Annotated in this window: 27 protein-coding genes and 1 pseudogene; 16 read left to right on the forward strand and 12 right to left on the reverse strand. The window is 47.8% G+C overall.

The window, feature by feature from the left end; all coding sequences use genetic code 11:
* Window positions 1-100 precede the first annotated feature (100 nt).
* Together BN1044_RS03015 and BN1044_RS03020 are read left to right on the forward strand one after the other, a co-directional pair.
* Entirely contained in the window at window positions 101-838 is a 738-nt protein-coding gene (locus BN1044_RS03015) for a phosphatase (RefSeq protein ID WP_072307490.1), read from the forward strand.
* 91 nt (window positions 839-929) lie between these two features.
* Entirely contained in the window at window positions 930-1,502 is a 573-nt protein-coding gene (locus BN1044_RS03020; RefSeq protein ID WP_072307491.1) for a TorD/DmsD family molecular chaperone, read from the forward strand.
* 145 nt (window positions 1,503-1,647) lie between these two features.
* Here the strand turns inward: BN1044_RS03020 and BN1044_RS03025 are convergent, their stop codons facing one another.
* The 3 genes from BN1044_RS03025 to BN1044_RS23530 are packed head-to-tail and all read right to left on the reverse strand — an operon-like array spanning window position 1,648 to window position 2,978.
* Window positions 1,648-2,355: a DarT1-associated NADAR antitoxin family protein gene (locus BN1044_RS03025; protein ID WP_072307492.1), complete on the reverse strand. Its 708-nt coding sequence runs from the start codon at window positions 2,353-2,355 to the stop codon at window positions 1,648-1,650.
* Window positions 2,356-2,363: 8 nt separating this feature from the next.
* The gene (locus BN1044_RS03030; protein WP_072307493.1) at window positions 2,364-2,762 is read right to left on the reverse strand and encodes a DarT ssDNA thymidine ADP-ribosyltransferase family protein; all 399 of its coding nucleotides are present in this window, start codon (window positions 2,760-2,762) and stop codon (window positions 2,364-2,366) included.
* Between the two features lie 54 nt (window positions 2,763-2,816).
* Window positions 2,817-2,978, reverse strand: coding sequence for a hypothetical protein (locus BN1044_RS23530; protein ID WP_168780333.1), 162 nt, complete (start codon window positions 2,976-2,978; stop codon window positions 2,817-2,819).
* A gap of 282 nt (window positions 2,979-3,260) precedes the next feature.
* Between BN1044_RS23530 and BN1044_RS23805 the strand changes: the two are divergent.
* Window positions 3,261-3,395, forward strand: a pseudogene (locus BN1044_RS23805) (molecular chaperone); the annotation flags it as partial.
* Between the two features lie 125 nt (window positions 3,396-3,520).
* On the opposite strand, the gene BN1044_RS03040 reads toward BN1044_RS23805, so the two are convergent.
* Both BN1044_RS03040 and mdtH read right to left on the reverse strand, forming a co-directional pair.
* On the reverse strand, window positions 3,521-4,084 hold the full coding sequence (locus tag BN1044_RS03040; protein ID WP_072307494.1) for a lipoprotein: 564 nt from the start codon (window positions 4,082-4,084) through the stop codon (window positions 3,521-3,523).
* A gap of 253 nt (window positions 4,085-4,337) precedes the next feature.
* The gene (gene mdtH, locus BN1044_RS03045; RefSeq protein WP_046457730.1) at window positions 4,338-5,543 is read right to left on the reverse strand and encodes a multidrug efflux MFS transporter MdtH; all 1,206 of its coding nucleotides are present in this window, start codon (window positions 5,541-5,543) and stop codon (window positions 4,338-4,340) included.
* A gap of 294 nt (window positions 5,544-5,837) precedes the next feature.
* On the opposite strand from mdtH, the gene rimJ reads away from it, so the two are divergent.
* From rimJ to BN1044_RS03070, 5 genes are all read left to right on the forward strand, one after another.
* Window positions 5,838-6,422: a ribosomal protein S5-alanine N-acetyltransferase gene (rimJ, locus tag BN1044_RS03050; RefSeq protein WP_072307495.1), complete on the forward strand. Its 585-nt coding sequence runs from the start codon at window positions 5,838-5,840 to the stop codon at window positions 6,420-6,422.
* A 29-nt stretch (window positions 6,423-6,451) separates the two neighbouring features.
* On the forward strand, window positions 6,452-7,108 hold the full coding sequence (locus tag BN1044_RS03055) for a DUF480 domain-containing protein (protein ID WP_072307496.1): 657 nt from the start codon (window positions 6,452-6,454) through the stop codon (window positions 7,106-7,108).
* Between the two features lie 10 nt (window positions 7,109-7,118).
* Window positions 7,119-8,030 carry a Gfo/Idh/MocA family protein gene (locus tag BN1044_RS03060; RefSeq protein ID WP_072307497.1) on the forward strand — a complete coding sequence of 304 codons (912 nt, stop codon included), beginning with the start codon at window positions 7,119-7,121 and terminating at the stop codon, window positions 8,028-8,030.
* Between the two features lie 143 nt (window positions 8,031-8,173).
* The gene (gene murJ / locus BN1044_RS03065) at window positions 8,174-9,712 is read left to right on the forward strand and encodes a murein biosynthesis integral membrane protein MurJ (protein WP_072307498.1); all 1,539 of its coding nucleotides are present in this window, start codon (window positions 8,174-8,176) and stop codon (window positions 9,710-9,712) included.
* Between the two features lie 46 nt (window positions 9,713-9,758).
* Complete coding sequence (locus BN1044_RS03070) at window positions 9,759-10,523, forward strand: PA3715 family protein (protein ID WP_139130874.1); 765 nt, start codon at window positions 9,759-9,761, stop codon at window positions 10,521-10,523.
* Between the two features lie 87 nt (window positions 10,524-10,610).
* On the opposite strand, the gene argS is transcribed toward BN1044_RS03070, so the two are convergent.
* On the reverse strand, window positions 10,611-12,341 hold the full coding sequence (argS, locus tag BN1044_RS03075) for an arginine--tRNA ligase (RefSeq protein ID WP_072307499.1): 1,731 nt from the start codon (window positions 12,339-12,341) through the stop codon (window positions 10,611-10,613).
* A gap of 233 nt (window positions 12,342-12,574) precedes the next feature.
* Between argS and BN1044_RS03080 the strand changes: the two genes are divergently transcribed.
* The gene (locus BN1044_RS03080) at window positions 12,575-13,138 is read left to right on the forward strand and encodes a VOC family protein (RefSeq protein WP_072307500.1); all 564 of its coding nucleotides are present in this window, start codon (window positions 12,575-12,577) and stop codon (window positions 13,136-13,138) included.
* Between the two features lie 64 nt (window positions 13,139-13,202).
* Here BN1044_RS03080 and BN1044_RS03085 read toward each other — a convergent pair whose 3' ends face one another.
* Window positions 13,203-14,345 (reverse strand): MalY/PatB family protein, encoded by a 1,143-nt coding sequence (locus tag BN1044_RS03085; protein WP_072307501.1) that lies wholly within the window; start codon window positions 14,343-14,345, stop codon window positions 13,203-13,205.
* Window positions 14,346-14,617: 272 nt separating this feature from the next.
* Between BN1044_RS03085 and cutC the strand changes: the two genes are divergently transcribed.
* Window positions 14,618-15,376: a copper homeostasis protein CutC gene (gene cutC / locus BN1044_RS03090; RefSeq protein WP_072307617.1), complete on the forward strand. Its 759-nt coding sequence runs from the start codon at window positions 14,618-14,620 to the stop codon at window positions 15,374-15,376.
* A 110-nt stretch (window positions 15,377-15,486) separates the two neighbouring features.
* Here the strand turns inward: cutC and cmoB are convergent, their stop codons facing one another.
* Together cmoB and cmoA are read right to left on the reverse strand one after the other, a co-directional pair.
* Complete coding sequence (gene cmoB, locus BN1044_RS03095; protein WP_072307502.1) at window positions 15,487-16,458, reverse strand: tRNA 5-methoxyuridine(34)/uridine 5-oxyacetic acid(34) synthase CmoB; 972 nt, start codon at window positions 16,456-16,458, stop codon at window positions 15,487-15,489.
* On the reverse strand, window positions 16,455-17,246 hold the full coding sequence (gene cmoA / locus BN1044_RS03100) for a carboxy-S-adenosyl-L-methionine synthase CmoA (protein ID WP_072307618.1): 792 nt from the start codon (window positions 17,244-17,246) through the stop codon (window positions 16,455-16,457). Before cmoA ends, cmoB begins: the two co-directional genes overlap by 4 nt.
* A gap of 296 nt (window positions 17,247-17,542) precedes the next feature.
* Here cmoA and BN1044_RS03105 point away from each other — a divergent pair, with 296 nt between their 5' ends.
* Entirely contained in the window at window positions 17,543-18,901 is a 1,359-nt protein-coding gene (locus BN1044_RS03105) for an amino acid permease (protein ID WP_072307503.1), read from the forward strand.
* Window positions 18,902-19,503: 602 nt separating this feature from the next.
* Here the strand turns inward: BN1044_RS03105 and BN1044_RS03110 are convergent.
* From BN1044_RS03110 to BN1044_RS03120, 3 genes are all read right to left on the reverse strand, one after another.
* The gene (locus BN1044_RS03110) at window positions 19,504-19,899 is read right to left on the reverse strand and encodes an MAPEG family protein (protein ID WP_025801912.1); all 396 of its coding nucleotides are present in this window, start codon (window positions 19,897-19,899) and stop codon (window positions 19,504-19,506) included.
* Window positions 19,900-20,055: 156 nt separating this feature from the next.
* The gene (locus BN1044_RS03115; RefSeq protein WP_072307504.1) at window positions 20,056-20,874 is read right to left on the reverse strand and encodes a DUF72 domain-containing protein; all 819 of its coding nucleotides are present in this window, start codon (window positions 20,872-20,874) and stop codon (window positions 20,056-20,058) included.
* 116 nt (window positions 20,875-20,990) lie between these two features.
* On the reverse strand, window positions 20,991-22,097 hold the full coding sequence (locus BN1044_RS03120) for an SDR family oxidoreductase (RefSeq protein ID WP_072307505.1): 1,107 nt from the start codon (window positions 22,095-22,097) through the stop codon (window positions 20,991-20,993).
* Window positions 22,098-22,926: 829 nt separating this feature from the next.
* Here BN1044_RS03120 and BN1044_RS03125 point away from each other — a divergent pair.
* The 5 genes from BN1044_RS03125 to ruvC all read left to right on the forward strand — a co-directional run bounded on the left by BN1044_RS03125 (window position 22,927) and on the right by ruvC (window position 26,846).
* On the forward strand, window positions 22,927-23,130 hold the full coding sequence (locus BN1044_RS03125) for an FmdB family zinc ribbon protein (protein ID WP_072307506.1): 204 nt from the start codon (window positions 22,927-22,929) through the stop codon (window positions 23,128-23,130).
* Between the two features lie 107 nt (window positions 23,131-23,237).
* Window positions 23,238-25,028, forward strand: a complete 1,791-nt coding sequence (gene aspS / locus BN1044_RS03130) for an aspartate--tRNA ligase (protein ID WP_072307507.1) — start codon at window positions 23,238-23,240, stop codon at window positions 25,026-25,028.
* Window positions 25,028-25,462: a dihydroneopterin triphosphate diphosphatase gene (gene nudB, locus BN1044_RS03135; RefSeq protein WP_072307508.1), complete on the forward strand. Its 435-nt coding sequence runs from the start codon at window positions 25,028-25,030 to the stop codon at window positions 25,460-25,462. The genes aspS and nudB overlap by 1 nt, the downstream gene beginning before the upstream one ends.
* 119 nt (window positions 25,463-25,581) lie before the next feature.
* Window positions 25,582-26,328, forward strand: a complete 747-nt coding sequence (locus BN1044_RS03140; RefSeq protein ID WP_072307509.1) for a YebC/PmpR family DNA-binding transcriptional regulator — start codon at window positions 25,582-25,584, stop codon at window positions 26,326-26,328.
* On the forward strand, window positions 26,325-26,846 hold the full coding sequence (gene ruvC / locus BN1044_RS03145; protein WP_025801926.1) for a crossover junction endodeoxyribonuclease RuvC: 522 nt from the start codon (window positions 26,325-26,327) through the stop codon (window positions 26,844-26,846). Before BN1044_RS03140 ends, ruvC begins: the two co-directional genes overlap by 4 nt.
* Window positions 26,847-26,923 lie beyond the last annotated feature (77 nt).

Raw genomic sequence — 26,923 nt, forward strand, 5'->3', positions numbered from 1 at the left:
TTAGAAAATATTCATTGCTGTATGAATACGTTCTATTTGCTAACCTTATAGGGACACGCCTGCTGGTGCCAAAACCAGCGGGCCTTAGACAGGAGAAGCCATGTATCCCGTAGATTTGCATATGCACACCGTGGCAAGTACCCACGCTTACAGCACCCTTCATGACTATATCGCCCAAGCAAAAAAGTGTGGTATCAAACTTTTTGCCATTACCGATCACGGCCCTGATATGGCCGATGCGCCGCATTATTGGCATTTCATGAACATGCGTGTGTGGCCACGCATTGTTGATGGCGTGGCTATTTTGCGCGGCATCGAATCTAACATTAAGAATACGCAGGGCGAAATTGACTGCACGGGCCGTATGTTAGACGAGATGGACCTGATTATTGCGGGATTCCACGAGCCGGTGTTTGCACCGCGCGACCGCGATAGCCATACCGAAGCGATGATCGCCACCATGGCCAACGGCGATGCTGACATTATTAGCCATCCGGGCAATCCGAAATTTCCAATCGATATTCGCGCGGTTGCTGAAGCGGCTGCGCGTTATAACGTGGCGCTAGAGCTGAACAACTCCTCATTTACACATTCGCGAATTGGTAGTGAAGCAAACTGCCGAGCCATTGCGGAAGCGGTGCGTGATGCCGGTGGCTATCTGTCGCTAGGGTCAGATTCGCATGTTGCATTTTCGCTGGGAAGTTTTGATCACTGTATCCAGATCATGAATGAGGTAAACTTCCCGCAGGATCGGGTGCTCAACGTAACGCCGCGCCGTCTGCTCGATTTTCTGGTTGAGCGAGGGAAGGGTGCGATCCCAGAACTGGCCGATTGGTAATTAATTAGCAACTCGCGTGAAGTGACAATGTCACATTTTTTAGCCGTATTTGCAGGCCATATTTTTCAGGCCATATTTTTCAGGATTAGAGATGAACGATTTTTCTATCATCTGCCGTTTGTTGGGAAGCCTGTTTTCCCGCCAGCCGCAGGATGCCGTATTGACTCCCGTATTTGAACTGATGACGCAAGGTAAACTGCAGCAGTTTTGGCCAATTGAGCAAGATGCGCTGCTGACCCGTTTGCAAACCGCAGCGAAAGATCGTGCCGCGTTAAGCGCTGATTACGACGCCATGTTTAGCGGTGACGACGCGTCCGTTGATATTCATCGTAGCGATTATCAAGAGAATGCCACCGAGCAGGAAGTTCGTGATTTTTTAACCCAGCGTGGAATGCCTTTGAGTGACCAGCCTGCTGACGCCTTTGGGCAGCTGCTGCTTGCCGCATCGTGGTTGGAAGATCAGTCTGCCGAAGACGAAGTCCAGGCGCAAATCGCGCTGTTTGATGAGTATTTATTGCCGTGGTGCGGTAAGTTTCTGGGTAAAGTCGAAGCGCATGCAACCACCGCGTTTTATCGCACGCTGGCTGAGTTGACGCGTGAAGCGCTTCAGGCCATGTGGGATGAACTTTCTGAAGATGAGAGCTCTGCCGAAGACGCCGAATAAACGTTTTCGAACTGCTCAATAAAAAATCGGTGTTCATAATTGAATACCGATTTATATCTCTACATGACCATAATATTTTATAGATATGCTTAGTAAAAGATGAAGATTTTTCTCGCTAATTTTTAAATTCTACATATTTGCGGCATCAAAAACAAAAGCCAGATTGATTAGTTTCATCTTGTTGAGAGTTACTTATAGATACACTCTTGATTGTCTCTAAAAAACGTTCCTTTGAGGAAATAACATCATCAAGAATACCTAACTTAAACAGAGATATGTAAAGAGCAGCTGAATAAGCTTGGCAATTGATAGAACGTTCTGGATTAAATTCAATATCTGTGAACGCGTCATAATCAACGATCTGCTCGGCAACTTTTGGTTGTTTCCTCAATGCGCTGATGTAAAGCCAGTCATAAAAAGCGGTTTGAGGCTCTAACTCCCATTCCTTACCGAAAAATTTGAATCCAGTCAGACGACCTGAAGTCAGTAGGCGCTTATCTTTTTTTGCTTCACGAGGCGTCATTTCAAACATATCGACATATGGTCCGCCACGTTGAAATACTTTACTACCCTGAAACGCACATTCGATAGTTAGTGTTCGCTGCTGTTTGAGCGTAGTGAACGACAGATTGAAAGCACTCAGTGCAACTCCGAGGGGGTCACGAGACTTACTGGAAATTTCAAGAATCTTATTCACATTAGGCAGACTTGTTTTGGCTGCTTCATGGAGAGAATCTATCGATTTCTGTTTTTGGGAGACGGACATGCCTGGAAACCAAGTGAAGTCTACAAATTCAGTTTTTACAAAGAGTGATTTTTCACTCATAGGAACGTATACAGGTCTTTGAGCCATAATTAGCCTCAGCGGCGGTAAAAATATCCACTATTAATTCCTTGTAGGTGTGATTGCTTACCCTCAAGGAATCTGTCGTAATGGGTTTTAAGGTCTTGTTTGTTAAAGACAGCACCAAAAATGTATTGGGGTTCAATGACATCAAATACTAACACTTCTGCTTGCACATCTGTAGTGTGGCTTGGCTTCAAACCTTGCATTTGACGTGAGCTGTAATTTTCAATCTCTTCGAACATGCCTTCTAGCGATGCTGGGGTTTGCAAATTTTCCAATGGTTGCCCACTAATTTCTTTTGTTGCTGCATTTCGTTTGCAAAATGCACAGTTTTTATCTGACAACACTCTGGGGCTTATTCCAAGAACAACCCAATCAGCATGTGTATCAGCTTGACGGCATTTGTAGAACATCAGAGAGTTTGGAAAAGAGATCGATAAGCAGGATGCATTGGGATATCCATCCCATCAAAACGCATCATTGCTCAGTACTGGCATTTGATTTTGGCGCGTCGTAGCAATAGGGATTATGCCGTTAGCCATGATACTTTCTAAATTCTCAACACGAGTGAAATGTAGTAGGCATTTAATGTCACGTTGAGTCACTATCTGCTGGATTGTCTGTGTCATTTTTAGTCCTAATTATTATTTTTTCTTATATATTACTTATTGAAATCTAAAATAAAAGTCATTGCAGAAAATTGCTATAAATTAAGATATTTTGTGTGTTTTTTGTTGTTTTTTGGATTTTAATAACGCTTGTATCATTTCTACTTTAGGAAAGTACTAATAATGAAAAATTTTATAGATTTCAAAAAGGCTTTTGGTAATTCTACATTCCTTTATCGATATAAGCGCTGCAGCTCATTGTGCTGTATCAGTTTGAGTTAACTGTAAACTCATTGTGGAAGCGTTCGCGATTTTTTAACCCAGCGTGGAATACCTTTAGGCAACCTGTCTGCAGATGCGTTTGGGGAGTTGTTGCTTGCCGCATCGTGGTTGGAAGATCAGTCTGCCGAAGACGAAGTTCAGGCGCAGATCGCGCTGTGTGGGATGAACTTTCTGAAGATGAGAGCTTTGCCGAAGACGCCGAATAAACGTTTTCGAACTGCTCAATAAAAAAGCCGGCGTTCAATCATGAGCGCCGGCTTTTTATTATGGCAGGCCGAGTATTAATCAGTGAAAGGAATAATGATTTCGCCCGGTTTAACTTCGATGCCTTTAGCCAGTTTTTTCGCCAAGGCTTCTTTTTCGCTCTTATTCGGATCCAACGTATAAACGGCTTTTTCGTTAAAATAGGTTTTTAACGATTGGTTTAAATACGGAACCACCGCTTTCATCACGCCAGACATTTTTTCAGGTTTAACCGTGTAATCGGTTAATTCCATATCACGCAGGAAAATGGCACCTTGCTCGTTGTTATAAACCGGCTGCGCCTGCAGTGTGATTTGTAGATCGCTGGTCTGTGGGCCAAGAATTGAGCTGATATTGACTTTGGCATGGCCCGTTAGCGTAATTTTATTGGGGTCAGTTCGTCCAATTTGGCTGTTAAGTTGGTCGACGGTGATATCGGCGTCAACTAACCCTGAAATACCAATTTGCTTCTGAAAATTATTATACTTTTGCAGATATTGGTTCATATCCTGCTCAGTAATGGTGTATTGGGTCAGTTTATTACAGGCTACTAATACCAGCCCCGCAGCAACGATCCCTGCAATATAAATCGCCTTTTTCATATTATCTGACCTCTAAATACAGAATAAAATAAGTGTGCTAATTAACATGTTAATGCTATCGACCTGATTGTGTCATAGATCTATCAGAGAGAAAAATAACGTATGTTTCATCCTGTTAATGCGCATTAATCGCCGGACGAAAAACACCTTTTTCACAGATGATGGGCAAAATGTTCAAATGAATTTAGAGGGAACGTACTGCGTTCTGAATCAGATAATGACGAAAATTCAGAACGCAGTACTTCAGCGGAGCTTAGCTCCCACCCAACACGGCTGGAGCGATGCTGCGTTGATTGAACTGCCAGTACAATAGAATCAGCGTAAGCACGCCGACCACACCGAGTAAAAACCACGGCAGTTCCGGCGTTCCAAGTGCTTGGCCGGTGTCATACATCCAACCGCCGCCGGTATAACCGATAGCGCCACCCAGCGCCAAGCCTAAACGACTAAAGCCCATATAGCTGCCTCGCGCACGCGGATCGGCTAATGAGGCACTTAGCGTCTCACGTGCTGGCTCAGCGATAATTGAGCCGAAGTAGAAGCAACAGATTAAAATAAACAGCGTGCGCAGCTCGGTCGCTAAACCCACAGGGAACATACTGATGGTCATAATCAATAGCCCAAACATCAACCGTGTTTCGAGACGGAAGTGCTTTTCGCTCCAGCGCGCGATAGGGTAGAGCAACGTCAGAGACAGCGTAGCCTCTATGGCATACATCCATTTTACCGCCGTTGGTGTGCCTGCAATTTCGTTGACCATAATGGGCAACATCAGCATGACCTGAACAGCCAGCATGTAGTAACCCGTCAGCGTCAGAACATAAAGCAGGAAACGCCGGTCGCGAATGACGCGCATCATGCCTTCTTTTATCGGCGCACGAACCGTCGAAATTCGATAGGCGGGCAGTAGCCACGCATTACAGGCCGCCGCCAGCACGAAAATAGCCGCACCGACCCAGCACACATAATGAAAATCGTACTGTAGTAGCCAGCTGCCGATCAGCGCACCCACCACGGCACCTGCGCTATCTTGCATCATCAACAATGAATAAAAGCGGCTACGCTCATGCGGGCGGGTCAATTTAATCACCAGCGCAGTGCGCGGCGGGTCAAACAGCGTTCCACCCAGCGCAGAGAGGGCGCAGGAGAGCCACAGGATCCAAGGCTCGCTGGCAACCGCCATTGAGGCGAACCCCGCAGCGCGCAGCAACATGCCAATGACGATCATCGGTTTTGCGCCAAAGCGGTCGGCGATGGCACCACCAAAAATGCCTAATCCTTGCTGGACTAATTGTCGCAATCCCAGCGCTGCCCCCACCACTACCGCGGCCCAACCGAGTTGGTCGACGAAGCGAATCGAAATAAGAGGGAAAACGACAAAGAAACCGAGTACAACCAGTAAATTGTCTAACAATAAAAAGTACTTACCCAAGCTCCTAGCTTGCGACACCAGCGACATGTTTCACCATCAGCGAGAAAATAAAAAAGGAGGGATTGACTCGTTCATTTTCTACCCATTTTCAGCGTGGGTATAGGTTTGATTAATAATATTTTTCTGCAAATAGTCACCCTAATAATACTTTTCATTATGAGCAGTAAGAAATTAACCGTTAACCAGACAGCAGAAATAGAATAAAAAGGCCTTAACCGCTGCTAAGTGCGCAATATTGCTACAGCTAAGGTATTACCCGCCATACAAAGAGCGGTTATAGTGATAAGTAATAAAATTTTTGTACGTGGGGCTGGAGGATCGATGTTTGGCTATCACAATAGCGGGCCAAAAGTCCGTTTAACCACCGATCGTTTGGTGGTGCGTTTGGTTCATGACCGCGATGCCTATCGTTTGGCCGACTATTACGCAGAAAACCGCGAGTTCCTAAAACCATGGGAACCTGTACGCGATGAAAGTCATTGTTATCCTTCGGGCTGGCAGGCTCGATTAGGACTCATCAATGAGCTGCAAAAACAGGGTAGCGCCTACTATTTTTTGTTGCTCGATCACGATGAGAATGAAGTTCGAGGTGTGGCTAATTTCAGTAACGTACTGCGTGGCTCTTTCCATGCTTGCTATCTTGGCTATTCGCTCGGTGAGAAATGGCAGGGGCAGGGCTTAATGTATGAAGGTGCGCAGGCGGCGATTCGTTATATGTTCCGCCAGCAGCGGCTGCATCGGATTATGGCTAACTATATGCCGCATAACCAACGCAGTGGGGATTTACTCAAGCGTATGGGCTTTGAGAAAGAGGGCTATGCCAAAGATTACCTGCTGATCAACGGTAAATGGCAGGATCACGTTTTGACTGCGCTGGTTAATCGAGAATGGACTGCGCCGCGCTAACTGTTTGCGTTCACAAGGATCTAAGACCAATGAAAAACCCATTATCTCCACTTGAAGCTCGCGTGATTGGCTGTTTTCTTGAGAAGCAGGTCACGACGCCCGATCAATATCCACTTTCTCTCAATGGTTTAACCACCGCCTGCAATCAGAAAACCAACCGTGAGCCGGTGATGGATCTTAGCGAGTCTGACGTGCAGTCAACGTTGGATATGTTGATGAAAAAGCATCAGGTGCGTTCATTAAGTATTCCCGGCAGTCGCGTGATGAAATACGAACATCGGTTCTGTAACTCAGAGTTCGGAAACCTGAAATTCTCAGATGCCGAAGTTGCGGTGGTGTGTTGCCTATTACTTCGCGGGCCGCAAACCCCCGGCGAGTTGCGCACGCGTACCAACCGCATGCATGAGTTTAGCGATGTGACGCAGGTTGAACAGGTGCTCAATGAGCTTGCTGCGCGCGAAGATGGCCCTTTTGTGGTGCGTCTAGAGCGTGAGGCGGGTAAACGTGAAAGCCGCTATGCGCATCTCTTTAGCGGTGAGGTTGAAAACGTTGCGACCTCGGCTATTGAAAGTACCTACAGTGCGCCGGCTGATAGTGGATTAGCCGAGCGTGTCGAAGCCCTTGAAGCCGAAGTGGCCGAATTAAAAGAGCGCGTACAAAGCCTGCTAGATCACCTTGCTGACTAAGAGAACAAGAATGACGAAATTACGTATTGGCGTTGTTGGTTTAGGTGGTATCGCGCAAAAAGCCTATTTGCCTATTTTGAGTCAGGCAGAGCGCTGGCAGTTGGTAGGTGGTTTTTCTCCCACGCTGGCTAAGGCGCAGGGAGTTTGCGATAGCTACCGAATGACGGCATTTTCTCGTTTAGATGAACTTGCCGCACAGTGCGATGCGCTGTTTGTGCACAGCAGCACCAATACGCATTTTGATGTCGTGCGCGAGCTTTTGCTGCGCGGCAAACATGTTTACGTCGATAAGCCGTTGGCGGAAACGCTCGATCAGGCCGAGCAATTAATTACGTTAGCTGAGCAGAAAAACTGTCGTTTAATGGTGGGGTTTAATCGCCGGTTTGCCCCGCGCTACGTGCAAATAAAACAGCAGGCCAGCGATATAGCCGCCATTCGCATGGATAAACATCGACATCAAAATATTGGCCCCAAGGATGCTCGCTTCACTTTGCTTGATGACTATCTGCACGTGGTGGATACGGCGCTATGGATGAGCGGCAAAAACTTAAAGCTAAAGTCGGGTACCTTGCACACCAACGACGTGGGGCAAATGATTTATGCCGAGCATCACTTTAGCGCAGGGCAGATTCAGGTTACCACCTCCATGCACCGTGCGGCGGGATCGCAGCGTGAAGTGATGCAGGTTGTCAGTAACGGGGCGATTTATGATGCGCAGGATCTTAGGAGCTTGCACATCGAACGTGATACCGTTTTGAGTGAGTTGCCTATCTCTGGCTGGCAATCAACCCTTGAGCAACGAGGATTTGTTGGCGCAGTGAATCATTTTATCGACAGCGTTGAGAACCAAACGGCGCCAATAACCTCGGGTGAACAGGCGATTGCCGCTCAGCGAATTATTGAAAGCCTACTTTCTCAGTAGGCGCATTGGCGCGCATTTTATCCCCATCATCTTGGTTTGTAACATCTCTAGCTAGATCTTCCGCGTGAGATAAGTAGACTAGTGCTCCTAAATTGCCCTTGCTGTTATTCAGTAAGGGCCGCAACCGTTGAAAAAACTAACTCATGAATTTATTAAAATCACTGGCGGCGGTCAGCTCGATGACCATGTTTTCGCGCGTGTTGGGATTTGCGCGGGATGCGCTTGTGGCGCGTATTTTTGGTGCAGGAATGGCAACAGATGCCTTTTTTGTCGCATTTAAACTGCCGAATCTGTTAAGACGTATTTTTGCTGAAGGCGCGTTCTCACAGGCATTTGTGCCTATTTTAGCGGAATACAAAAGTCAGCAGGGTGAAGAGGCAACGCGGACCTTTGTTGCTTACGTCAGCGGTATGCTCACGTTGGTGCTAGCGGTGGTTACGGTTCTCGGCATGCTGGCAGCGCCGTGGGTGATTTATGTAACTGCGCCGGGCTTTGTCGATTCGCCGGATAAATTTACGCTGACTTCGTCGCTTTTGCGCATCACTTTCCCCTATATCTTATTGATCTCTTTGGCCTCGTTAGCGGGCGCAATACTGAATACGTGGAATAGGTTCTCGGTGCCTGCTTTCGCGCCGACCTTTTTAAACGTCAGCATGATCGGTTTTTCTCTGTTTGCGGCTCCGTATTTCCATCCACCGGTGATGGCATTGGCGTGGGCGGTCACCGTGGGTGGCGTATTGCAGTTGGCTTATCAACTGCCACATTTGAAAAAGATTGGGATGTTAGTCCTGCCGCGTTTGAACCTGCGTGATGCAGGCGTTTGGCGCGTGATGACGCTGATGGGGCCCGCCATTATTGGTGTTTCCGTGAGCCAGATTTCATTGATCATCAACACCATCTTCGCGTCATTTTTGGTGTCGGGCTCGGTTTCTTGGATGTACTACGCTGACCGTTTAATGGAATTCCCATCCGGCGTTTTGGGCGTGGCATTGGGCACTATTTTGCTGCCTTCATTGGCGAAAAGCGTTTCAAGTGGACGGCATGAAGAGTATTCCCGCCTGATGGATTGGGGGCTGCGTCTGTGCTTTGTATTGGCACTGCCGAGCTCAATTGCGCTGGGGATTTTATCTAAGCCACTGATTGCGTCTCTGTTCCAATATGGTCAGTTCACCGCATTTGATACCGAGATGACGCAGCGAGCGTTAATTGCCTATTCAGTCGGTTTGATGGGGCTCATCCTGGTAAAAGTGTTGGCACCCGGGTTTTATTCCCGTCAGAACATCAAAACACCGGTGAAAATTGCCATCGCCACATTGATTCTGACTCAGCTGATGAACTTAGCTTTTATTGGGCCGTTTAAACACGCGGGGCTTTCTCTCTCTATTGGTCTTGCGGCCTGTCTTAATGCTAGCCTGCTGTATTGGCAGTTGCGTAAGCAAAAAATGTACACCCCTCAGCCGGGCTGGACCCTATTCTTGGTTAAGCTGGTGGTCGCGGTTGTTATCATGACTGCGGTGCTCATTGGTATGATGTGGTTTATGCCAGCGTGGGACTCAGGCAACATGCTGATGCGTTTGTTACGCTTAATGGCGGTGGTAGTGGTTGGTGCGGGCTCCTATTTTGCAGCATTGGCACTGCTTGGATTCCGTGTACGAGACTTTACGCGCAACGTCGTGGTATAGCGTGTAGCGTACGTTTATATTGTGGATGATGGTTAAGGATGACAAATTGAAGCGATTTTTGATTTTAGCCGGCGCGATGATGGTAACGCCTATGGCAATGGCTGATTGCCAAGAGCAACTCAAGTCTATCTCCCACGAGCTTTACGGCTCCCGTGCGGTTGATGATGATAGCTTGAGCGTGTGCAAAGTTTGGCCTTACTCACCAGATAAAACCATCATGGTGATGTTAATTAATCAGCCAGAAAATAAGTCGCTTGATGAGTCTCTGTTTGACTACGATGTTGACGTCGTGGTGACTGATACACAGTCGGGGAAGATTTTAGCGCGTAACTATCATCCTCGAGCGATTACGAATGATGCGATCGCTTTGAGCAGCGTCACTATCGATACCGCTCGTTACCAACTTACCCCTGAGTTAAGGGCTTTTGGTATTCGGTTTAACCGGCATGGGGCTTCAAGAGTCAACCCTATTGAGTATAACAATCTCAATTTATATGTCCTGAAGGATAAGGCGCTGCCGCTGATGGTGAATCAGTTAACGGTTGAGGATCTTGGCGGGGAGTGGGATGGTGATTGTGCCGGTTATTTTGATAAAAAAATCCGTACGATCTCTATTTTAAAAACCTCAACCTCAGGTTTTGCCGATCTTGGCGTACATGAAGTCTCGGTTCATAGTGAAGCAACCAAGAGAAAAGATGAATGCACGGAGACAGAAGCTGCGAAAAAGCAAGCCGACTATACCTTGCATTTCAATGGCATTAATTATTCCGTTGATAAGAAGTTACGACTGTTTGATGAGAGCCAGTTCTGATGGTATTGGAACGAGGCTAAATTGAAAAAACGGCTCATATGAGCCGTTTTTTTATGAGGCAACGCGTGTCAAATGACACGCGAGGAATTACATACGCTCTACGGTTTCGATACCCAGCGTATCCAAACCTGTTTTCAGCGTTCGTGCCGTCAGCGCAGCCAATTTCAGGCGGCTGTTACGCTGTACTTCGCTTTCGGCTGTCAGGATAGGGCACGCTTCGTAGAAGCTTGAGAACAGACCCGCTAAGTCATACAGATAGGTACACATGACGTGCGGAGTGCCTTCACGAGCCACCTGAGTAATGGTTTCTTCGAACTGAATCAGACGAGCCGCCAGCGCTTTTTCGCGATCTTCAGTCAGGACGATGTCACCCGTCAGGGATTTTTCATCGATACCGGCGCGTTTGAATACGGAAGACACACGCGTATATGCGTATTGCATATACGGCGCGGTGTTGCCTTCGAACGCCAGCATGTTGTCCCAGTCGAAGATGTAATCTGTGGTGCGGCTTTTTGACAGATCCGCGTATTTCACGGCGCCAATGCCGATAACTTCAACCAGCTTAGCCAGCTCTTCGCCGCTGAGATCTGGATTTTTCTCGGCGATCAGTTTGCCTGCGCGTTCAACCGCTTCTTCCAACAGATCAGACAGTTTAATGGTACCGCCTGAACGGGTTTTGAATGGCTTGCCGTCTTTGCCTAACATCATGCCGAACATGTGGTGCTCGAGGCTAACAGAGTCTGGTACGTAGCCCGCTTTACGCACGATAGTCCATGCCTGCATCAAGTGCTGGTGCTGGCGGGAGTCGATGTAATACAGCACGCGGTCAGCGCCCAGCGTTTCGTAACGATATTTCGCACAGGCTATATCGGTGGTGGTGTACAGGTAGCCGCCATCCTTTTTCTGGATGATGACGCCCATAGGCTCACCGTCTTTGTTTTTGTATTCATCGAGGAATACAACGGTTGCGCCTTCGCTTTCCACCGCTAAACCTTTGGCTTTCAAATCTGCAACGATGCCAGGCAGCATGCTGTTGTATAGGCTCTCACCCATCACGTCATCTTTGGTTAAGGTGACGTTCAGACGTTGATAGTTTTTCTGGTTTTGCGACATAGTGATGTCGACCAGTTTGCGCCACATTTGGCGACAGTATTCGTCGCCGCCCTGCAGTTTGACTACATAGGCACGTGCGCGCTCAGCAAACGCGGCATCTTCGTCATAATGCTTTTTCGCTTCGCGATAGAAGGCTTCCAAATCGGAAAGGTCCATTTCATTCGCGTGTTCGTTCTGCATTTTCTCCAGATAGGCGATCAGCATGCCGAACTGGGTACCCCAGTCGCCGACGTGGTTGGCGCGAATAACGTTGTGGCCGAGGAATTCCAAGGTGCGAACGGATGCATCACCGATGATGGTAGAGCGCAAGTGGCCGACGTGCATCTCTTTGGCGACGTTAGGCGCGGAGTAGTCAACCACGATAGTTTGTGGTTTCACCGGAGCAACGCCTAAACGCTCATCTGCCAGCGCTGCTTCGACTTGTTTTGCCAACCATGCAGGATCTAAGAAAATATTAATAAAACCCGGACCCGCGATTTCGACTTTGTTAGCGATACCGTCTAGCTCAAGATGGGTTAGCACCTGTTCTGCCAGTTGTCGTGGAGCAATACCCAGAATCTTTGCCGCGCCCATGACGCCATTGGCCTGATAGTCGCCGAATTGCGCTTTCGCGGATTGACGGACAAGAGCTTCGCTGTTAGCAGGAGCGCCTGCAGCCACCAGAGCTTGGGTGACTTTATCTGAAAGAAGTACCTGAATATTCACCGGGTTACCTTAAGTTTGTAACGCCAGACGTGTGTGACGACGGCGTTTTATATGTGAGATCGTTAATCGAGGCGCATACGCACCAAAACAGCCGATAATTATATGTCAATTCGCTGCGTGAGTCAGCAAGCATGCGCTTATGCAGCGAATATAGCCGCCATAAATAGGGCGTGGAAGTCTGTGAAAAGAGCAGGTAAAGTACGCAGCCTTGTAGATAGCGGAGAAGAGAGAAAATGACATTTTTGGCAGAGATTGAAATACTGCGCGATTTAGATGCAGATTTAGATCGTTTTACTGCGCTGTTACAGGGGTTTGCCGACAAGCTTGAGCTCGATTTATCTGCCTTCAGCGCGGACCATATCTCTTTACGCTGTCACCAGAATACCACGGCCGATCGCTGGAGAGCGGGGTTCGAAACTTGTGGAACACTGCTGTCTGAAAATATGATTAACGGTCGGCCCATTTGTTTGTTTGACCTCAGCCAGCCGCTTCGTGTGGGACCGTGGCTGATTGACTGCGTGGAGCTGCCTTACCCGGGTGAAAAACGCTATCCGCACGAAGGCTGGGAGCATGTTGAATTGGTTATTGGCGGCGATCCTGAAACCTTGCATCCGCGCGCGCTAGAATTACTGTCAGATTCGGCACTGCTGGCGCCGGGCATTAAGTTGAAATTCAGCAGCCCAAAAGGGGAGCAAGAGCGTTTGCCAAATCCGACATTGGCGGTCACCGATGGTGAAGTCACGATAAAATTCCATCCTTACTCTATTCGTGAAATTGTGGCGAGCGAACAGCAGTAAGCGTGAGTTTCAAAGTAAAAAAGCGCCATTCCGTTGTGGGACATGGCGCTTTTTTTATGGAAAATTACAGGGCGTTGATGGCATTTTCCATGCGGTCGAGCGCTTTGACCAGAAGATCACGATGGCAGCCAAAATTAATGCGCACAAATTTGGCATCACCAAAATCTGCGCCCGGTGACAGGCCGACGCCGGCCTGCTCGAAGAACGCATGTGGATTATCAACCGGCAGTTCGGATGCATCGACCCAAGCCAGATAGGTGGCAGCGAGATTAACGGTAGACAGACCTTTCATCGCATTGATGCGCTTCACCAGCAGATCGCGGTTGCCTCGTAGGTAATCAAGCTGAGCGTCAAGCCACGCTTGTCCATCACGGTAAGCAGCCTCGGCGGCAACGTAAGCTAAAATATCTACATTAGGAACCAGCCCCGCGCGTTCAGCGTTGAAACGATCGCGTAGGTTTTTATTTGGAATAATGGCAATAGTCGCGCCGAGTCCGGCAATATTATACGTTTTTGATGGTGCCATCAGCGTGACGCTGCGCTGGGCTGCTTCATCGCTCAGAGAGGCGATGGGAATATGTTTTGCTCCCGGTTCTAGTAGCAGATCGCAATGAATTTCATCAGAACAGATGACGAGGTCGTGACGCTGTGCAAAGGCGAGCTGAGCCTCAAGCTCTTCGCGCGTATAAACGGTACCGCCCGGATTATGCGGGTTGCACAGCATCATGAGTTTTTCATTGCCAGTAAGCTGTTGCTCAGCGCTGTCTACATCCATTACCCAGCGTTGATCGCGCAACTTCACGGGAATAGACAACTGTTGACGATGGGCAAAGCGGGATGATTTAACAAACGGCGGATAGATTGGGAAGGGCGCCAATGTGTGCTGCTGAGGGGCGGTAAAGGCGCGAACGCTTAGGTTCAAGCCGCAAACCATACCCGGCAAAAAGACTAGCCATTCAGGTTTTACATCCCATTGGTATAAATTGCGCATGCGCTCAATAAATATACTCACCAATTCCTGTGATGGGTCACCGTAGCCAAATACGCCTTCAGCAACGCGTTTTTGCAGCGCATCAATAACAGCCGGTGGGGAACGGAAATCGGTATCAGCGACCCACATCGGAATGATGTCTTTGTTCGCATATTTGTTCCATTTCTGACTATCACTGTGACTTCTGTCGACCCATTCATCAAAATTGAATGTCATAGTATTCATCCTTTAGTAGGCTTAGTTCCTGCCCCAGTAGGCAATAGTAAAACAGACGGTAAAAACGTCATGGCGATGATTAATGTGCGTTTTTCTGCCGGTTTGTATGAGTGTTCTTAAGCGTATCAAGAGTTCGTTACTGGGAACGATACTTATCACGTTTTTTGTCAGCCTACGCGAGAAGGTTCCACTTTCTCAAGTGTCATTACGTTGGAATGAAAAGTTTTCACGTAACGTAGTCTGTTTTGGCGGTTTTTTTTGGAGGTTTTTTCATTATGAAATTGGAAATTTGTTGTTTCGGGGTGGAATGCGCCCTGACGGCGGAACGCGCAGGTGCAGACCGTATTGAGCTTTGTGCAAGCCAGTTAGACGGTGGTTTAACGCCAAGCTACGGGACCCTGAAACTGGCTCGCGATAAGGTCTCTATTCCCGTACATCCAATTATTCGGCCACGCGGCGGAGATTTTTGCTACAGCGATACTGAATTTGAAGTGATGAAAAATGACATGGCGATGATCCGCGATATGGGCTTCCCCGGCGCTGTCATCGGTATGTTAGACGCTGAAGGTCATATCGATTTGCCAAGAATGCGTGAGCTGATGCAGCTGAGCGGTAATATGGCGATCACCTTCCATCGCGCTTTTGATATGTGCGTGAGCCCACTCGTTGCGTTGAGCCAGTTGACCGATTTAGGGATTGCGCGCATTCTGACATCTGGTCAGCAGCAAAGCGCTGAAGTTGGCTTACCGCTGCTTAAAGAGTTGCTTAATGAAACTCAAGGGCCGGTCATTATGGCGGGTGCAGGAGTGCGTTTAACGAACCTGCATAAATTCCAAGAGGTTGGTTTGAGTGAAGTACACAGCTCTGCGGGCCATATGGTGCCGTCAGCGATGCGCTACCGTAAGGCGGGAGTGACAATGTGCTCAGACAGTGAGTTTGATGAATTTACTCATTATTGCGTCGATGGCGAAGTGGTCGAAGCAATGAAAACCGCGCTGAGTCTTGGTGAACCGTATCCACGTTCTGCCTAGCGCAGACGTGTGTTGAGCAGTTCCAGTAGAAGTAGTACGAATTTTAGTGGATGTCTCACTAAACAGTATGGCCCCAACAATTGTTGTTGGGGCTTTTTTTCGTTTGACGCTTAGGGTTTACGCGCCACGATGACCGCACGGATAGGGGCAGGGTAGCCTTCTACGGTTTTCGTTTGGTCGTTAGGATCGAGGAATTCCGCCAATGATTCGCTGATCATCCAGTCGGTGCGGCGCTGTTCATCCAACGTAGTCACACAAGAATCAACGATGCGAACATCAACAAAACCGCATTTTTCGAGCCATTTTACCAAGGCTTTAGCCGAAGGAATAAAATAGACGTTGCGCATTTGTGCATAGCGATCGCCGGGCACCAAAACCTGATTCTCATCGCCTTCGATAACCAAAGTTTCAAGCACCAGTTCGCCCTCTTTGACCAGTTGGTTTTTTAACTGGTAGAGGTGATCAAGGGGGGAGCGACGATGGTAGAGCACGCCCATCGAGAACACGGTGTCAAAGGCGGCTAACTCGGGTAGCTGCTCAATGCCGAGCGGAAGTAAATGCGCTCGCTGATCGCCACCTAACAATTTGCGCACGGCTTCAAACTGGCATAGGAAAAGCTGCATTGGGTCGATGCCCACGGCAAAATGCGCGCCGGCGCCAATCATGCGCCACAGGTGGTAACCACTGCCGCAGCCAACATCGAGGATAGTGCGACCTTCCAGCGGAGAAATATGCGGTAAAACGCGTTCCCATTTCCAATCAGAGCGCCATTCGGTGTTGATATGAATGCCGTACAAATCGAATGGACCTTTACGCCACGGCATCAACGCACGCAGCATTTTTTCAATGCCTTCTTTTTGTCCAGGCCCTAGCTCAGGTTCTGCCTGAGCACTGACGCCGTGAAGTAAATCTAAAGCATGTGGCGTAATTTCAGGGAGACGGTCGACGGCGTTAAACCAGTCTTTAAATTTGCCATGCAGCGACTCGCGTTGCCATATGGCCAGCTGTGCCGGTAACACTTCCAGCCAATGGCTGAGTGGGCTATTGGCAATGCGTTGATAAAAATTACCAAACTCGATCATGCGACGACGTCTCCCTTCACGGCTAACAAGGAGCCGAAGTTAAAGCATTGGAACCAGATTTCAGCGTGTTCAAATCCGGCCTGATTCAGGCGTTTTTTATGGGTTTCTACTGAATCTGTCAGCATGACGTTTTCCAGCATGCTGCGCTTCTGGCTGATTTCTAGTTCGCTATAGCCGTTGGCACGCTTGAAGTCGTGGTGCATGTTAAATAGCAGCTCGCCCAGCGTTTTATCTTCAAAATTAAATTTCTCAGATAGCACTAACACGCCACCCGGCAATAGGCCTTGATAGATTTTATTCAGCAGTGATTGACGCTCTTCGGGCGCTAAAAATTGCAGCGTGAAATTGAGAACCACCATCGAGGCGTTTTCAATGTGAATATGTTGAATATCGGCTTCGATGACATCGACGGGGGTTTGTGCGCGGAACGCGTCAATATGGCGACGGCAGCGCTCTACCATCGCCGGCGAATTATCCACGGCGATAATTTGGCATCCTTCGGCACGAATATTGCGGCGCATAGACAACGTCGCCGCACCTAACGAGCAGCCCAAGTCGTACACGTTTGTTTTGGGTTGTGCAAAACGCTCTGCCAACATCCCGATCATTGAGATGATGTTGGAATAACCTGGCACCGAGCGCTGGATCATATCGGGGAATACTTCAGCGACGCGCTCGTCAAAAGTCCAATCGCCGAGCTTAGCAATCGGGGCCGAGAAAAGCGTATCGCGGTCAACGCCTTTCTTATCATCAAAAGTGTTATCAGAATGAGTATCGCGGTTTGACATAAACAGGTGCATGCGGTTTCAACAAAGGGCGCACATTTTAGCAGATAAACCCCTGCGAGAGCTATTCCCTTGCGAAGAAGAGGGATGTGGCGGCGGTGATAAGGCATAGATAGCGCCTGATGAGTGCGTTGACGAATGGATAAACTGGCAACAACTAGCTCGCCTAGCATGAAGTTTGGCTTGATTGCAATAGGCCGGAAGTGATACAAAGCAGCCCGCAATGTAAATAAAATAATACGATGCGCCACGATTCAGCGTTCACACAGCGCGAATGACGCTTTCGCACAGAGGATAAAATGGGCGATCTGCAACAAGAAGAAACCCTACAGAGGGGATTGAAAAATAGGCATATCCAACTGATTGCACTCGGAGGTGCGGTTGGTACGGGGCTATTTTTGGGTATTGCGCAAACCATTAAAATGGCAGGCCCATCGGTGCTGCTGGGTTACGCTATTGGTGGCTTTATCGCATTTTTGATCATGCGCCAGCTGGGTGAAATGGTGGTTGAAGAGCCGGTAGCGGGTTCATTTAGCCACTTTGCCTATAAGTACTGGGGAAGTTTTGCCGGTTTCTTAGCGGGCTGGAATTACTGGGTTATGTTCGTGCTGGTAGGGATGGCGGAACTGACCGCGGTGGGTATCTACATCCAATATTGGTGGCCGGATATTCCCACGTGGATGTCGGCGGCTGGCTTCTTTGTGATCATCAATATTGTCAATCTGGTCAACGTTCGCGTTTATGGTGAAACTGAATTTTGGTTTGCAATCATCAAAGTCGGCGCGATTATTGGCATGATTGTCTTTGGTGCATGGATGTTAGCTTCCGGCTCTGGTGGTCCGCAGGCAAGTATCACTAACCTATGGACTCAAGGTGGCTTTTTACCAAATGGCTGGCACGGTTTAATTATGGCCATGGCGGTGATTATGTTCTCCTTTGGTGGTCTTGAGCTGGTAGGAATTACCGCCGCAGAGGCAAGCGAACCGCGCAAAAGTATCCCTAAAGCCACCAATCAGGTGGTCTACCGAATTCTGATTTTCTATATCGGTTCATTGACCGTTTTGCTGTCTCTCTACCCGTGGCAAAACGTTGTACAGGGCGGAAGCCCGTTTGTGATGATCTTCCATGCGCTAGATAGCAACTGGGTGGCCACCGCGCTAAATATCGTGGTTCTCACTGCGGCTCTGTCTGTTTATAACAGCTGTGTGTATTCAAATAGCCGTATGCTGTTTGGGCTAGCAAAGCAAGGTAATGCACCTGCGGCATTGACGAAAGTGAACCGTCGCGGCGTACCGATTCTGTCGATTGGCCTCTCTGCATTAACAACGTCAGCGGTAGTTTTGATTAACTATATTATGCCGGGCGAGGCTTTTGAGCTGTTGATGGCGCTGGTGGTCTCTACGCTGGTGATTAACTGGGTGATGATCTGTATGGCTCATCTCAAGTTCAAAGCGGTAAAAAACCAACAGGGTGTGGCGACGGCCTTCAAAGCGCTTTGGTATCCGTACGGCAATTACTTATGTCTGGCTTTCTTGGGGCTCATCTTGGTGATCATGTATATGACACCGGGGATCCGAATTTCAGTGGTCCTACTTCCAATTTGGGTGGCGGTTCTGTGGGCTGGCTTCATGCTGTCTCGTAAGAAAAACAAAGCATAAGCTGTACGCGCTGAGCAAAAGACAATCTTCGGATTGTCTTTTAGCCATGTCATTCGGCTGAAAATAAAAAACCTCGCTGGTATGCGAGGTTTTTTATTTTGTGACTGCGGCTGGTGACCACGGTGCACGTTAGTATTCTTCAACTAGACAAATATAAGACGGCAGGGCAAGCAAGTCAATTTATTGGCAGTTACAACAAACTTAATAAATCTTACCATAAATACTGGTTGTATATACAGTGTCATGGCATATAATCATTTTTGTTGAAATGAATAACGTGTTTTGAGCCGCAATCGGGCAACGAGTTTAAAGTCCTAGCCAATAGCGAGTGGTGTCGATTGGTGCCTTAACTCAAGGAAGCACGTTAGTATTTTTCAACAATCCGATGGCTGATAGGCAGCGGAAAGGCAAGGTCATCGTTAGTGCTCCTGACTAGGAGAGAGCGTATGAAATTTCTAGAACTGCTCACAGTTCTTGCAAAGTTCATGGTTGCTGCGTTGCAACTGCTTGAAACAGCATTGAGATTTTTTAGCTGATTTAGGTCGCATCTAAGGAGGAGAGGGAACTCTCCTCCTTTAACAAAAGCATGTTAAGACGATGTTTTAATCTAGCGTAAACATTTGATCCCACGGTAGATAAAACAGGTTGGCGATCACCATCAGTACCAGTGAGATATACGTTGCACTCATTCCTGAGCGACGCCAGCGAATTTCACGGTGACGTAAACCGTAGGAATGCATTAGCCGACCCGCGATCAGTAAAATTCCGCATACGTGGATCATCCAAATCAGCGAACCGTTCATTTCCATCATAACCAGCAGTATTGCCGCAATTGGAATGTATTCAACGGCATTGCCATGTACGCGGATTGCGGTTTGCAGCTCATAAAAACCGCCATCACCGTAGGCAACACGATACTGCATACGCAGTTTTACAACGTTCAAAGATAGCTTGATCAACAACAGTGCGCCGAGCACGACATAAAGCGCGCTTACCATTTTTAGCTCCATTGCCCAATAATTTACCTACGAATGAATAATAGCGGGCTCAAAGAGCATTGTCCTTAGGAAATATCGTTGTAAGTAAAATAGTTAGCTTGTTAAAGCATCAGTCAGGTTGGGGTTGTGATGCAGGTATTGAAATTTTGCTACCTATCAAAACATATCTGTTTGCAAAGGCCAATCGGGCTGAGGCGGCAAACTGCGGATATATTTGGCAAGAAGTGGCCAAAGCGCTCGTGCTTGCTGTGGTGCATCGGTACAGTCAGGTGTGTGAACGAAAAGATAGGGCGTGGTGGTGCTACCCCATTCAGTCAGCTTATTTCCCCACTGGTCCAGCCAGCGACGATTGTCATCTAACACATCGCCTCCAACAAAACGCACGAGTGGATTTTCAGCAGTCAAAACAGCATGTACGGGAAGTTTCGGTTTCTTTTGCTGCGCATCACGGACTGCTGGAGTATGCGGTGAAGCATGATGAACGGGTCTGCTATCTAATATCACGCGGTTTATTTTCCGTTCATAGAGTCCACGGTTAAGCGCACGTTCAGCGTCGCCTTTGGCAAAAAAGTCTGTGTGGCGGACTTCAACGCCATAGGTAAACTCTTTCGGCAGTGAATCTAAAAATTGCCATAGACGGGGTAAATGCTGTGGCGAAAATGCAGCAGGCAGCTGTAGCCAAAACTGACCAATGCGTGAATGGACAGGGGAGAGGCTGCTAAAGAAATCCTGAAGATGTGTATCACAGTGGGCTAAGGCGGCTTGATGGCTGATTGCCGATGGAAACTTGAAGCAAAATCGAAAGTCATCATCAGTCATATCGCGCCAGCGCCGTGAAAGCTCTTGTTTGGGCAGTGCGTAAAACGTGGTATTGCCTTCAACACAGTTGAAGTATTGGCTGTAATCCGCAAGGTCCTTGAGCCCGATTTTATGCCAAGCGGCGTGTTGCCATTGTGGAAGGCCGATAAACATCATGATGTCGATATCTCTCTAAAATAAACGCAAGAGAAATATAACATAAAATGAATATTAGCGGGCTAGGCAAATGGGTAGATAGACTTAATTAAATAAGCCTATCTACGCTATGGTTATTATTTAAAATCTACGACCATTTGCTCAGGTATTGATTGATTTGCTGTAGTGGCTACACACTTAGCAACATAGTCGGTGAATCGTGGCGGTGCAGATATTCCAAGCTGGAGTAATTTCTCGTTAGAAAAACGGACATTCAGAATCGAGAACTCTCCATAGAGACGCATAGCTCGTAGCATAAGTCGCTCGTTACACTGTCCAAATATGCCTTTAAAACTTTTTCTGGATTTAACTAATTCGATATATTCTACTTGTTCATAAGAGAGATTAACCGGTTTTGTCTCTGTTGCTTGAGCAATAGCACTGTCTATTTCACCGAAAGTCACGCTGCCCGCCTCACCTGCTGAAATATGAAATATTTTTTCATCCATATTTTCTTTTTGTAGAAGAAGGAGAAGGGCGTCAGCGCAATAATCAACGGGGATAACATCAATTTTATCGTCCATTGAGCACATAAATTTGCCCAACATTAGCGCCATGCGGAATACCCAGAATATGCTGGTAGACGGTGTACAGCCTTGCTCGCTGTGACCCACAATAATCGAAGGTCTGGCAATCACTAACGGTAAATCAGGGCACTCTGTCAGCATACGATTCTCGATAACAGATTTTGAATACGTATACTGCACCAGATGTTCGTTTTCATCTTTTAACGTCAGGCTTTCAGTGACGACCGAGTCTGCCTCTGGCACACATGACATTGCTGTACCGACATGTACGAATCGCTGAAGTTTCGCATGTTTAGACATGTGAGCGGCAAATTTTAATGTGCCTTCAACATTCACTTTCCAAATGAGTGGGTTTTCGCCAAACGAAGCGATAGCCGCGCTATTAATAACGTGAGTTATATTGTTTAACCTTTCATCGTGAATAAAACCATCAGGGTCAGAAAGATCGCCGATGAGAATATTATCACTCGTTAGTTTTTCTAATGTTTTTTCAGAGCAGCCAAAATTAACCAGATTCTTTTTTATCCTAGCTAAAGCATTTTGCGAATTATCTGAGCGTACTAAAAGAAGAAGAGATACTGGCTTGTCATCAAGCAATACTTTTGCGAGTACGGCACCGCCTAAAAAACCAGTTGCCCCAGTAATAAGTAGATTCATTTTTTCATTTCCAATGCTAGATAAGATATTCGAGGGTATGTTATTCCTGAATGGTTAAACGATTAGTAAATAAAAAAGGGAGTCATTGCTATTTGATCTGAATTTAATTTATTTGAATTAAGTTTTTTATTTGATTCTAAGTATATAAAAGTATCGGTATTTAAATTGCATTCATTACTTACAAAATAATGTTGTATCTCTCGACTTTTGACGTTTTTATTTAATCTTCGTTGAACTATTGGTCGGAATGGATAAATTCTGGCGCTCATGTGCCTAAGACGTAGTGTGTAGGTCTGCCAGCATATTGATAAGTTCTCTATTTCGATTTTGAGATCCGTGGGTGATGTATGAGGCTATAGGGCGTGCGTGTACTCTTATTCTCCCCTGATAATGCAATAAGTCTTGAGTTTGTCTGCGGTGAATTTGCTTTGTGAATGAAAGATTATTGTACTTATTTGATTCTTATCAAATCGTAGATATGCGTCATAGCGCAAAAATGGGAAACCGTTCATCATCGGTATGTGAAAATAGCCAGTAAAACGGCGACAGTGCAACAAGGCCTTTGTTTAAAGAAAACGCAAAATAAGCCCGTTAAACGTAACGGGATGTAGCAACGACTTGGTGACGATATTCTGTAATTCGTTAATTTAAAAAGAAAATGTGTTGTATCAATAAGTTAACAAGCAGTATCCTGCATAGCGGCGAGAGTATAGACTGTTTTGATGAGATGGCGAGAATCCGCGCAAAGTGCGCGCCTGCTCTTATCGCAGCGGCGAATTTCCTTTATAATAGCCGCCTTTTTTCATCGAACATGTAATCTATCACTGCTATGCCGATCTACGAATACGCTTGTAGCGAATGCAATCATCAGTTAGAGAAATTGCAAAAAATGGCCGATGCGCCGTTGGTTGATTGTCCGGAGTGCGGCAGACCGACGCTGAAAAAACGCGTTTCTGCTGCGGGTTTCCAGCTAAAGGGAACCGGATGGTATGCCACTGACTTCAAGCCGAAGTCAGGAAAATCAGAGAATTAGCACGACTCGAGTTTAAAATATTATAGGGCTGCACAGGCAGCACCCATCCGGACTTATGTTCGGATGTGGCATCGGTGAAGTACATAAGAAAGCCAAAGGATATCGTTATGCGTACTAATTATTGCGGGCAGTTGAATTTGTCCCATGAGGGTCAGGAAGTCACGCTTTGCGGTTGGGTACATCGCCGCCGCGATCTGGGTGGTTTAATCTTCATCGATCTGCGTGACCGTGAAGGCGTGGTACAGGTATTCTTCGATCCTGATCATAAAGAAGCGTTCCAGCAAGCTTCAGAGCTGCGTAACGAGTTCTGCGTGCAAATCACGGGTACCGTTCGTGCACGTCCAGATAGCCAAAAAAATAAAGACATGTCCACCGGCGAAGTAGAAGTATTTGGTCATGCTCTGACAATCATTAACCGTTCAGAACCACTGCCGTTAGACTTCAATCAGACTAACAGCGAAGAAAACCGCCTGAAGTATCGTTATCTTGACCTGCGTCGTCCTGAAATGGCACAGCGTCTGAAAACGCGTGCGCGCATTACTGCGTTTGTACGTCGTTTCATGGATAACCACGGTTTCCTTGATATCGAAACGCCGATGCTGACTAAGGCAACGCCTGAGGGTGCCCGTGACTATCTGGTGCCAAGCCGCGTGCATAAAGGCAAGTTCTATGCATTGCCACAGTCTCCACAGCTGTTCAAACAGCTGCTGATGATGTCTGGTTTTGACCGCTACTATCAGATCGTTAAGTGCTTCCGCGATGAAGACCTGCGTGCTGACCGCCAGCCTGAATTCACCCAGATCGATGTCGAAACTTCTTTCATGAGCGCAGAACAAGTGCGTGAAGTGATGGAAGAACTCGCTCATTCTCTGTGGCAGGAAATCAAAGGCGTTGATCTGGGCAAATTCCCCGTTATGACGTTTGCTGAAGCGATGCGCCGTTATGGTTCTGATAAACCAGACCTGCGTAACCCGCTGGAGTTGGTTGACGTTGCGGATTTGGTTAAGGACGTTGATTTCAAAGTCTTCTCAGGTCCTGCTAACGATCCTAAAGGCCGCGTAATTGCATTACGTGTTCCAGGTGGCGCGCAGCTGACACGTAAAATCATTGATGAATACGGCCAGTTTGTCGGCATCTATGGCGCTAAAGGTTTGGCATGGATGAAGGTCAATGACCGTGCCGCAGGTATGGAAGGGGTTCAAAGCCCAATTGCCAAGTTCCTGAACGCTGAAGTTTTAGAATCTATTCTGGAACGCACCGGTGCACAAAACGAAGATATTCTGTTCTTCGGCGCGGATACTAGCAAGATCGCCACCGATGCCATGGGCGCGCTGCGTCTGAAAGTGGGTCGTGAGCTGAAAATCACCAACGAAAACAGCTGGGCACCGCTGTGGGTTGTTGATTTCCCTATGTTTGAAGACGATGGTGAAGGTGGTTTGGCAGCGATGCATCATCCGTTTACCGCACCTCGTGATATCTCCCCAGCAGAGCTGAAAGCACATCCCGTTGGCGCTATTGCTAACGCATATGACATGGTCATGAATGGCTATGAAGTGGGCGGTGGTTCTGTGCGTATTCATAACGGCGAAATGCAGGAAACCGTATTCGGTATTCTGGGTATTACCGAGCAAGAACAACGCGATAAGTTTGGCTTCCTGCTGGATGCGCTGAAGTACGGTACGCCTCCACACGCAGGTCTGGCATTTGGTCTGGATCGTCTGGTGATGTTGTTAACCGGTACCGATAATATCCGTGATGTTATCGCATTCCCTAAAACAACGGCTGCCGCTGACCCGCTGACCGATGCGCCAAGCTTTGCAAATCCTGCATCGTTGCAGGAGCTCTCTATCGCTGTGGTTGCCAAAAAAGGCAGCGCAGACGACGCAGAGAAAGCCTAATGGCATATAAGCGTCCTGAGTCGATTCTGGTGGTCATTTATGCCCGCCAGAGTGGTCGGGTGCTGATGTTACAGCGGCGCGACGATCCTGATTTCTGGCAGTCGGTTACCGGCAGTTTAGAGGAAAATGAATCTGCGCCGCACGCCGCACAGCGTGAAGTAAAGGAAGAAGTCGGTATTGATATTTCAGGTGAAAGCCTGTCATTGATGGACTGTCAGCACTGTGTGGAGTTTGAGTTATTTGCGCATTTGCGCCATCGCTATGCACCCGGTGTGACTCGCAATTTGGAGCACTGGTTCTGTTTGGCGCTGCCGTCAGAGAGAGAGATCCCACTGACGGAACATCTGGCTTATCAATGGCTAGACGTTGAGCAGGCTGCCCAGCTCACCAAATCGTGGAGCAACCGGCAGGCGATTGAAGAACTCGTTCATTGATTAAGTGCCTGTGTGGCAAACCGTGTTAAGCCAATAAGCTTGGCGGTTTGTCACTATTCATCCTAACAGGCGTAAAGTTTGTCATTTTTAAAGCCCTACGGCTTTTACCGGAGAAACATATGGCAGGTCATAGTAAGTGGGCCAACACGAAACACCGTAAAGCCGCGCAGGATTCTAAGCGCGGTAAAATCTTCACCAAAATTATTCGCGAGCTGGTTACCGCTGCGAAATTAGGTGGTGGTGATCCGGGTGCGAACCCACGTCTGCGCGCAGCAATTGATAAAGCGCTGTCTAACAACATGACCCGCGATACGTTGAACCGTGCAATCGCGCGTGGTGTTGGCGGCGATGATGATACCAATATGGAAACCATCATCTATGAAGGTTACGGTCCTGGCGGTTCTGCGATTATGGTTGAATGTCTGAGCGACAACCGTAACCGTACTGTGGCTGAAGTGCGTCATGCCTTCACCAAAACCGGCGGTAACTTAGGAACTGATGGCTCCGTTTCTTATCTGTTCACCAAAAAAGGTGTGATTTCCTACGCCCCTGGTTTGGATGAAGATACCGTGATGGATGCCGCGCTGGAAGCCGGTGCTGATGACGTTGTCACCTATGACGACGGCGCTATCGACGTGTTCACTCCGTGGGAAACCTTCGGTGAAGTGAAAGATGCGTTAGATGCTGCCGGTCTGGTTGCTGAATCTGCTGAAGTTTCTATGATCCCTTCTACTAAGGCAGAAATGGACGAAGAAACCGCACCGAAACTGATGCGCCTGATCGACATGCTGGAAGATTGTGATGACGTGCAGGAAGTTTATCACAACGGTGAAGTTTCCGACGAGGTTGCGGCTACTCTGGAATGAGTATCATCCTCGGGATTGACCCCGGTTCGCGGATCACAGGCTATGGCGTGATCCGCCAGGTGGGGCGAAAGCTCGAATATCTCGGCAGCGGGTGCATCCGCACCTCTGTCGATGATTTACCTACACGTCTTAAGCTGGTGTATGCCGGTGTCAGCGAAATCATTGCTCAGTTCCAACCCGATATTTTTGCCATTGAACAGGTCTTTATGGCTAAAAATGCCGATTCAGCCTTAAAGCTGGGTCAGGCTCGTGGGGCCGCGATTGTGGCCGCGGTGAACGTTGATTTGCCCGTGTTTGAATATGCCGCACGGCAAATCAAGCAAACCGTGGTTGGAACGGGGGCTGCGGAGAAATCGCAGGTTCAGCATATGGTGCGTTCTCTGCTCAAACTGTCGGCAAGCCCACAGGCTGATGCTGCCGATGCGCTGGCGGTAGCAATCACGCATTGTCATGTGAGCCAAAATGCGCTGAGAGCCAGTCCAACTCGCTTGAACTTGGCTCGTGGGCGTTTAAAGTAATTAGGTATCGAACTCAATGGGCTGGATATTCATCCAGCCTTTTTTATGGTATAAGCTGTAAGCCATAATGAAAGAGT

Source organism: Hafnia alvei (assembly GCF_900095695.1).
Taxonomy (GTDB): Bacteria; Pseudomonadota; Gammaproteobacteria; order Enterobacterales; family Enterobacteriaceae; genus Hafnia; species Hafnia alvei_B.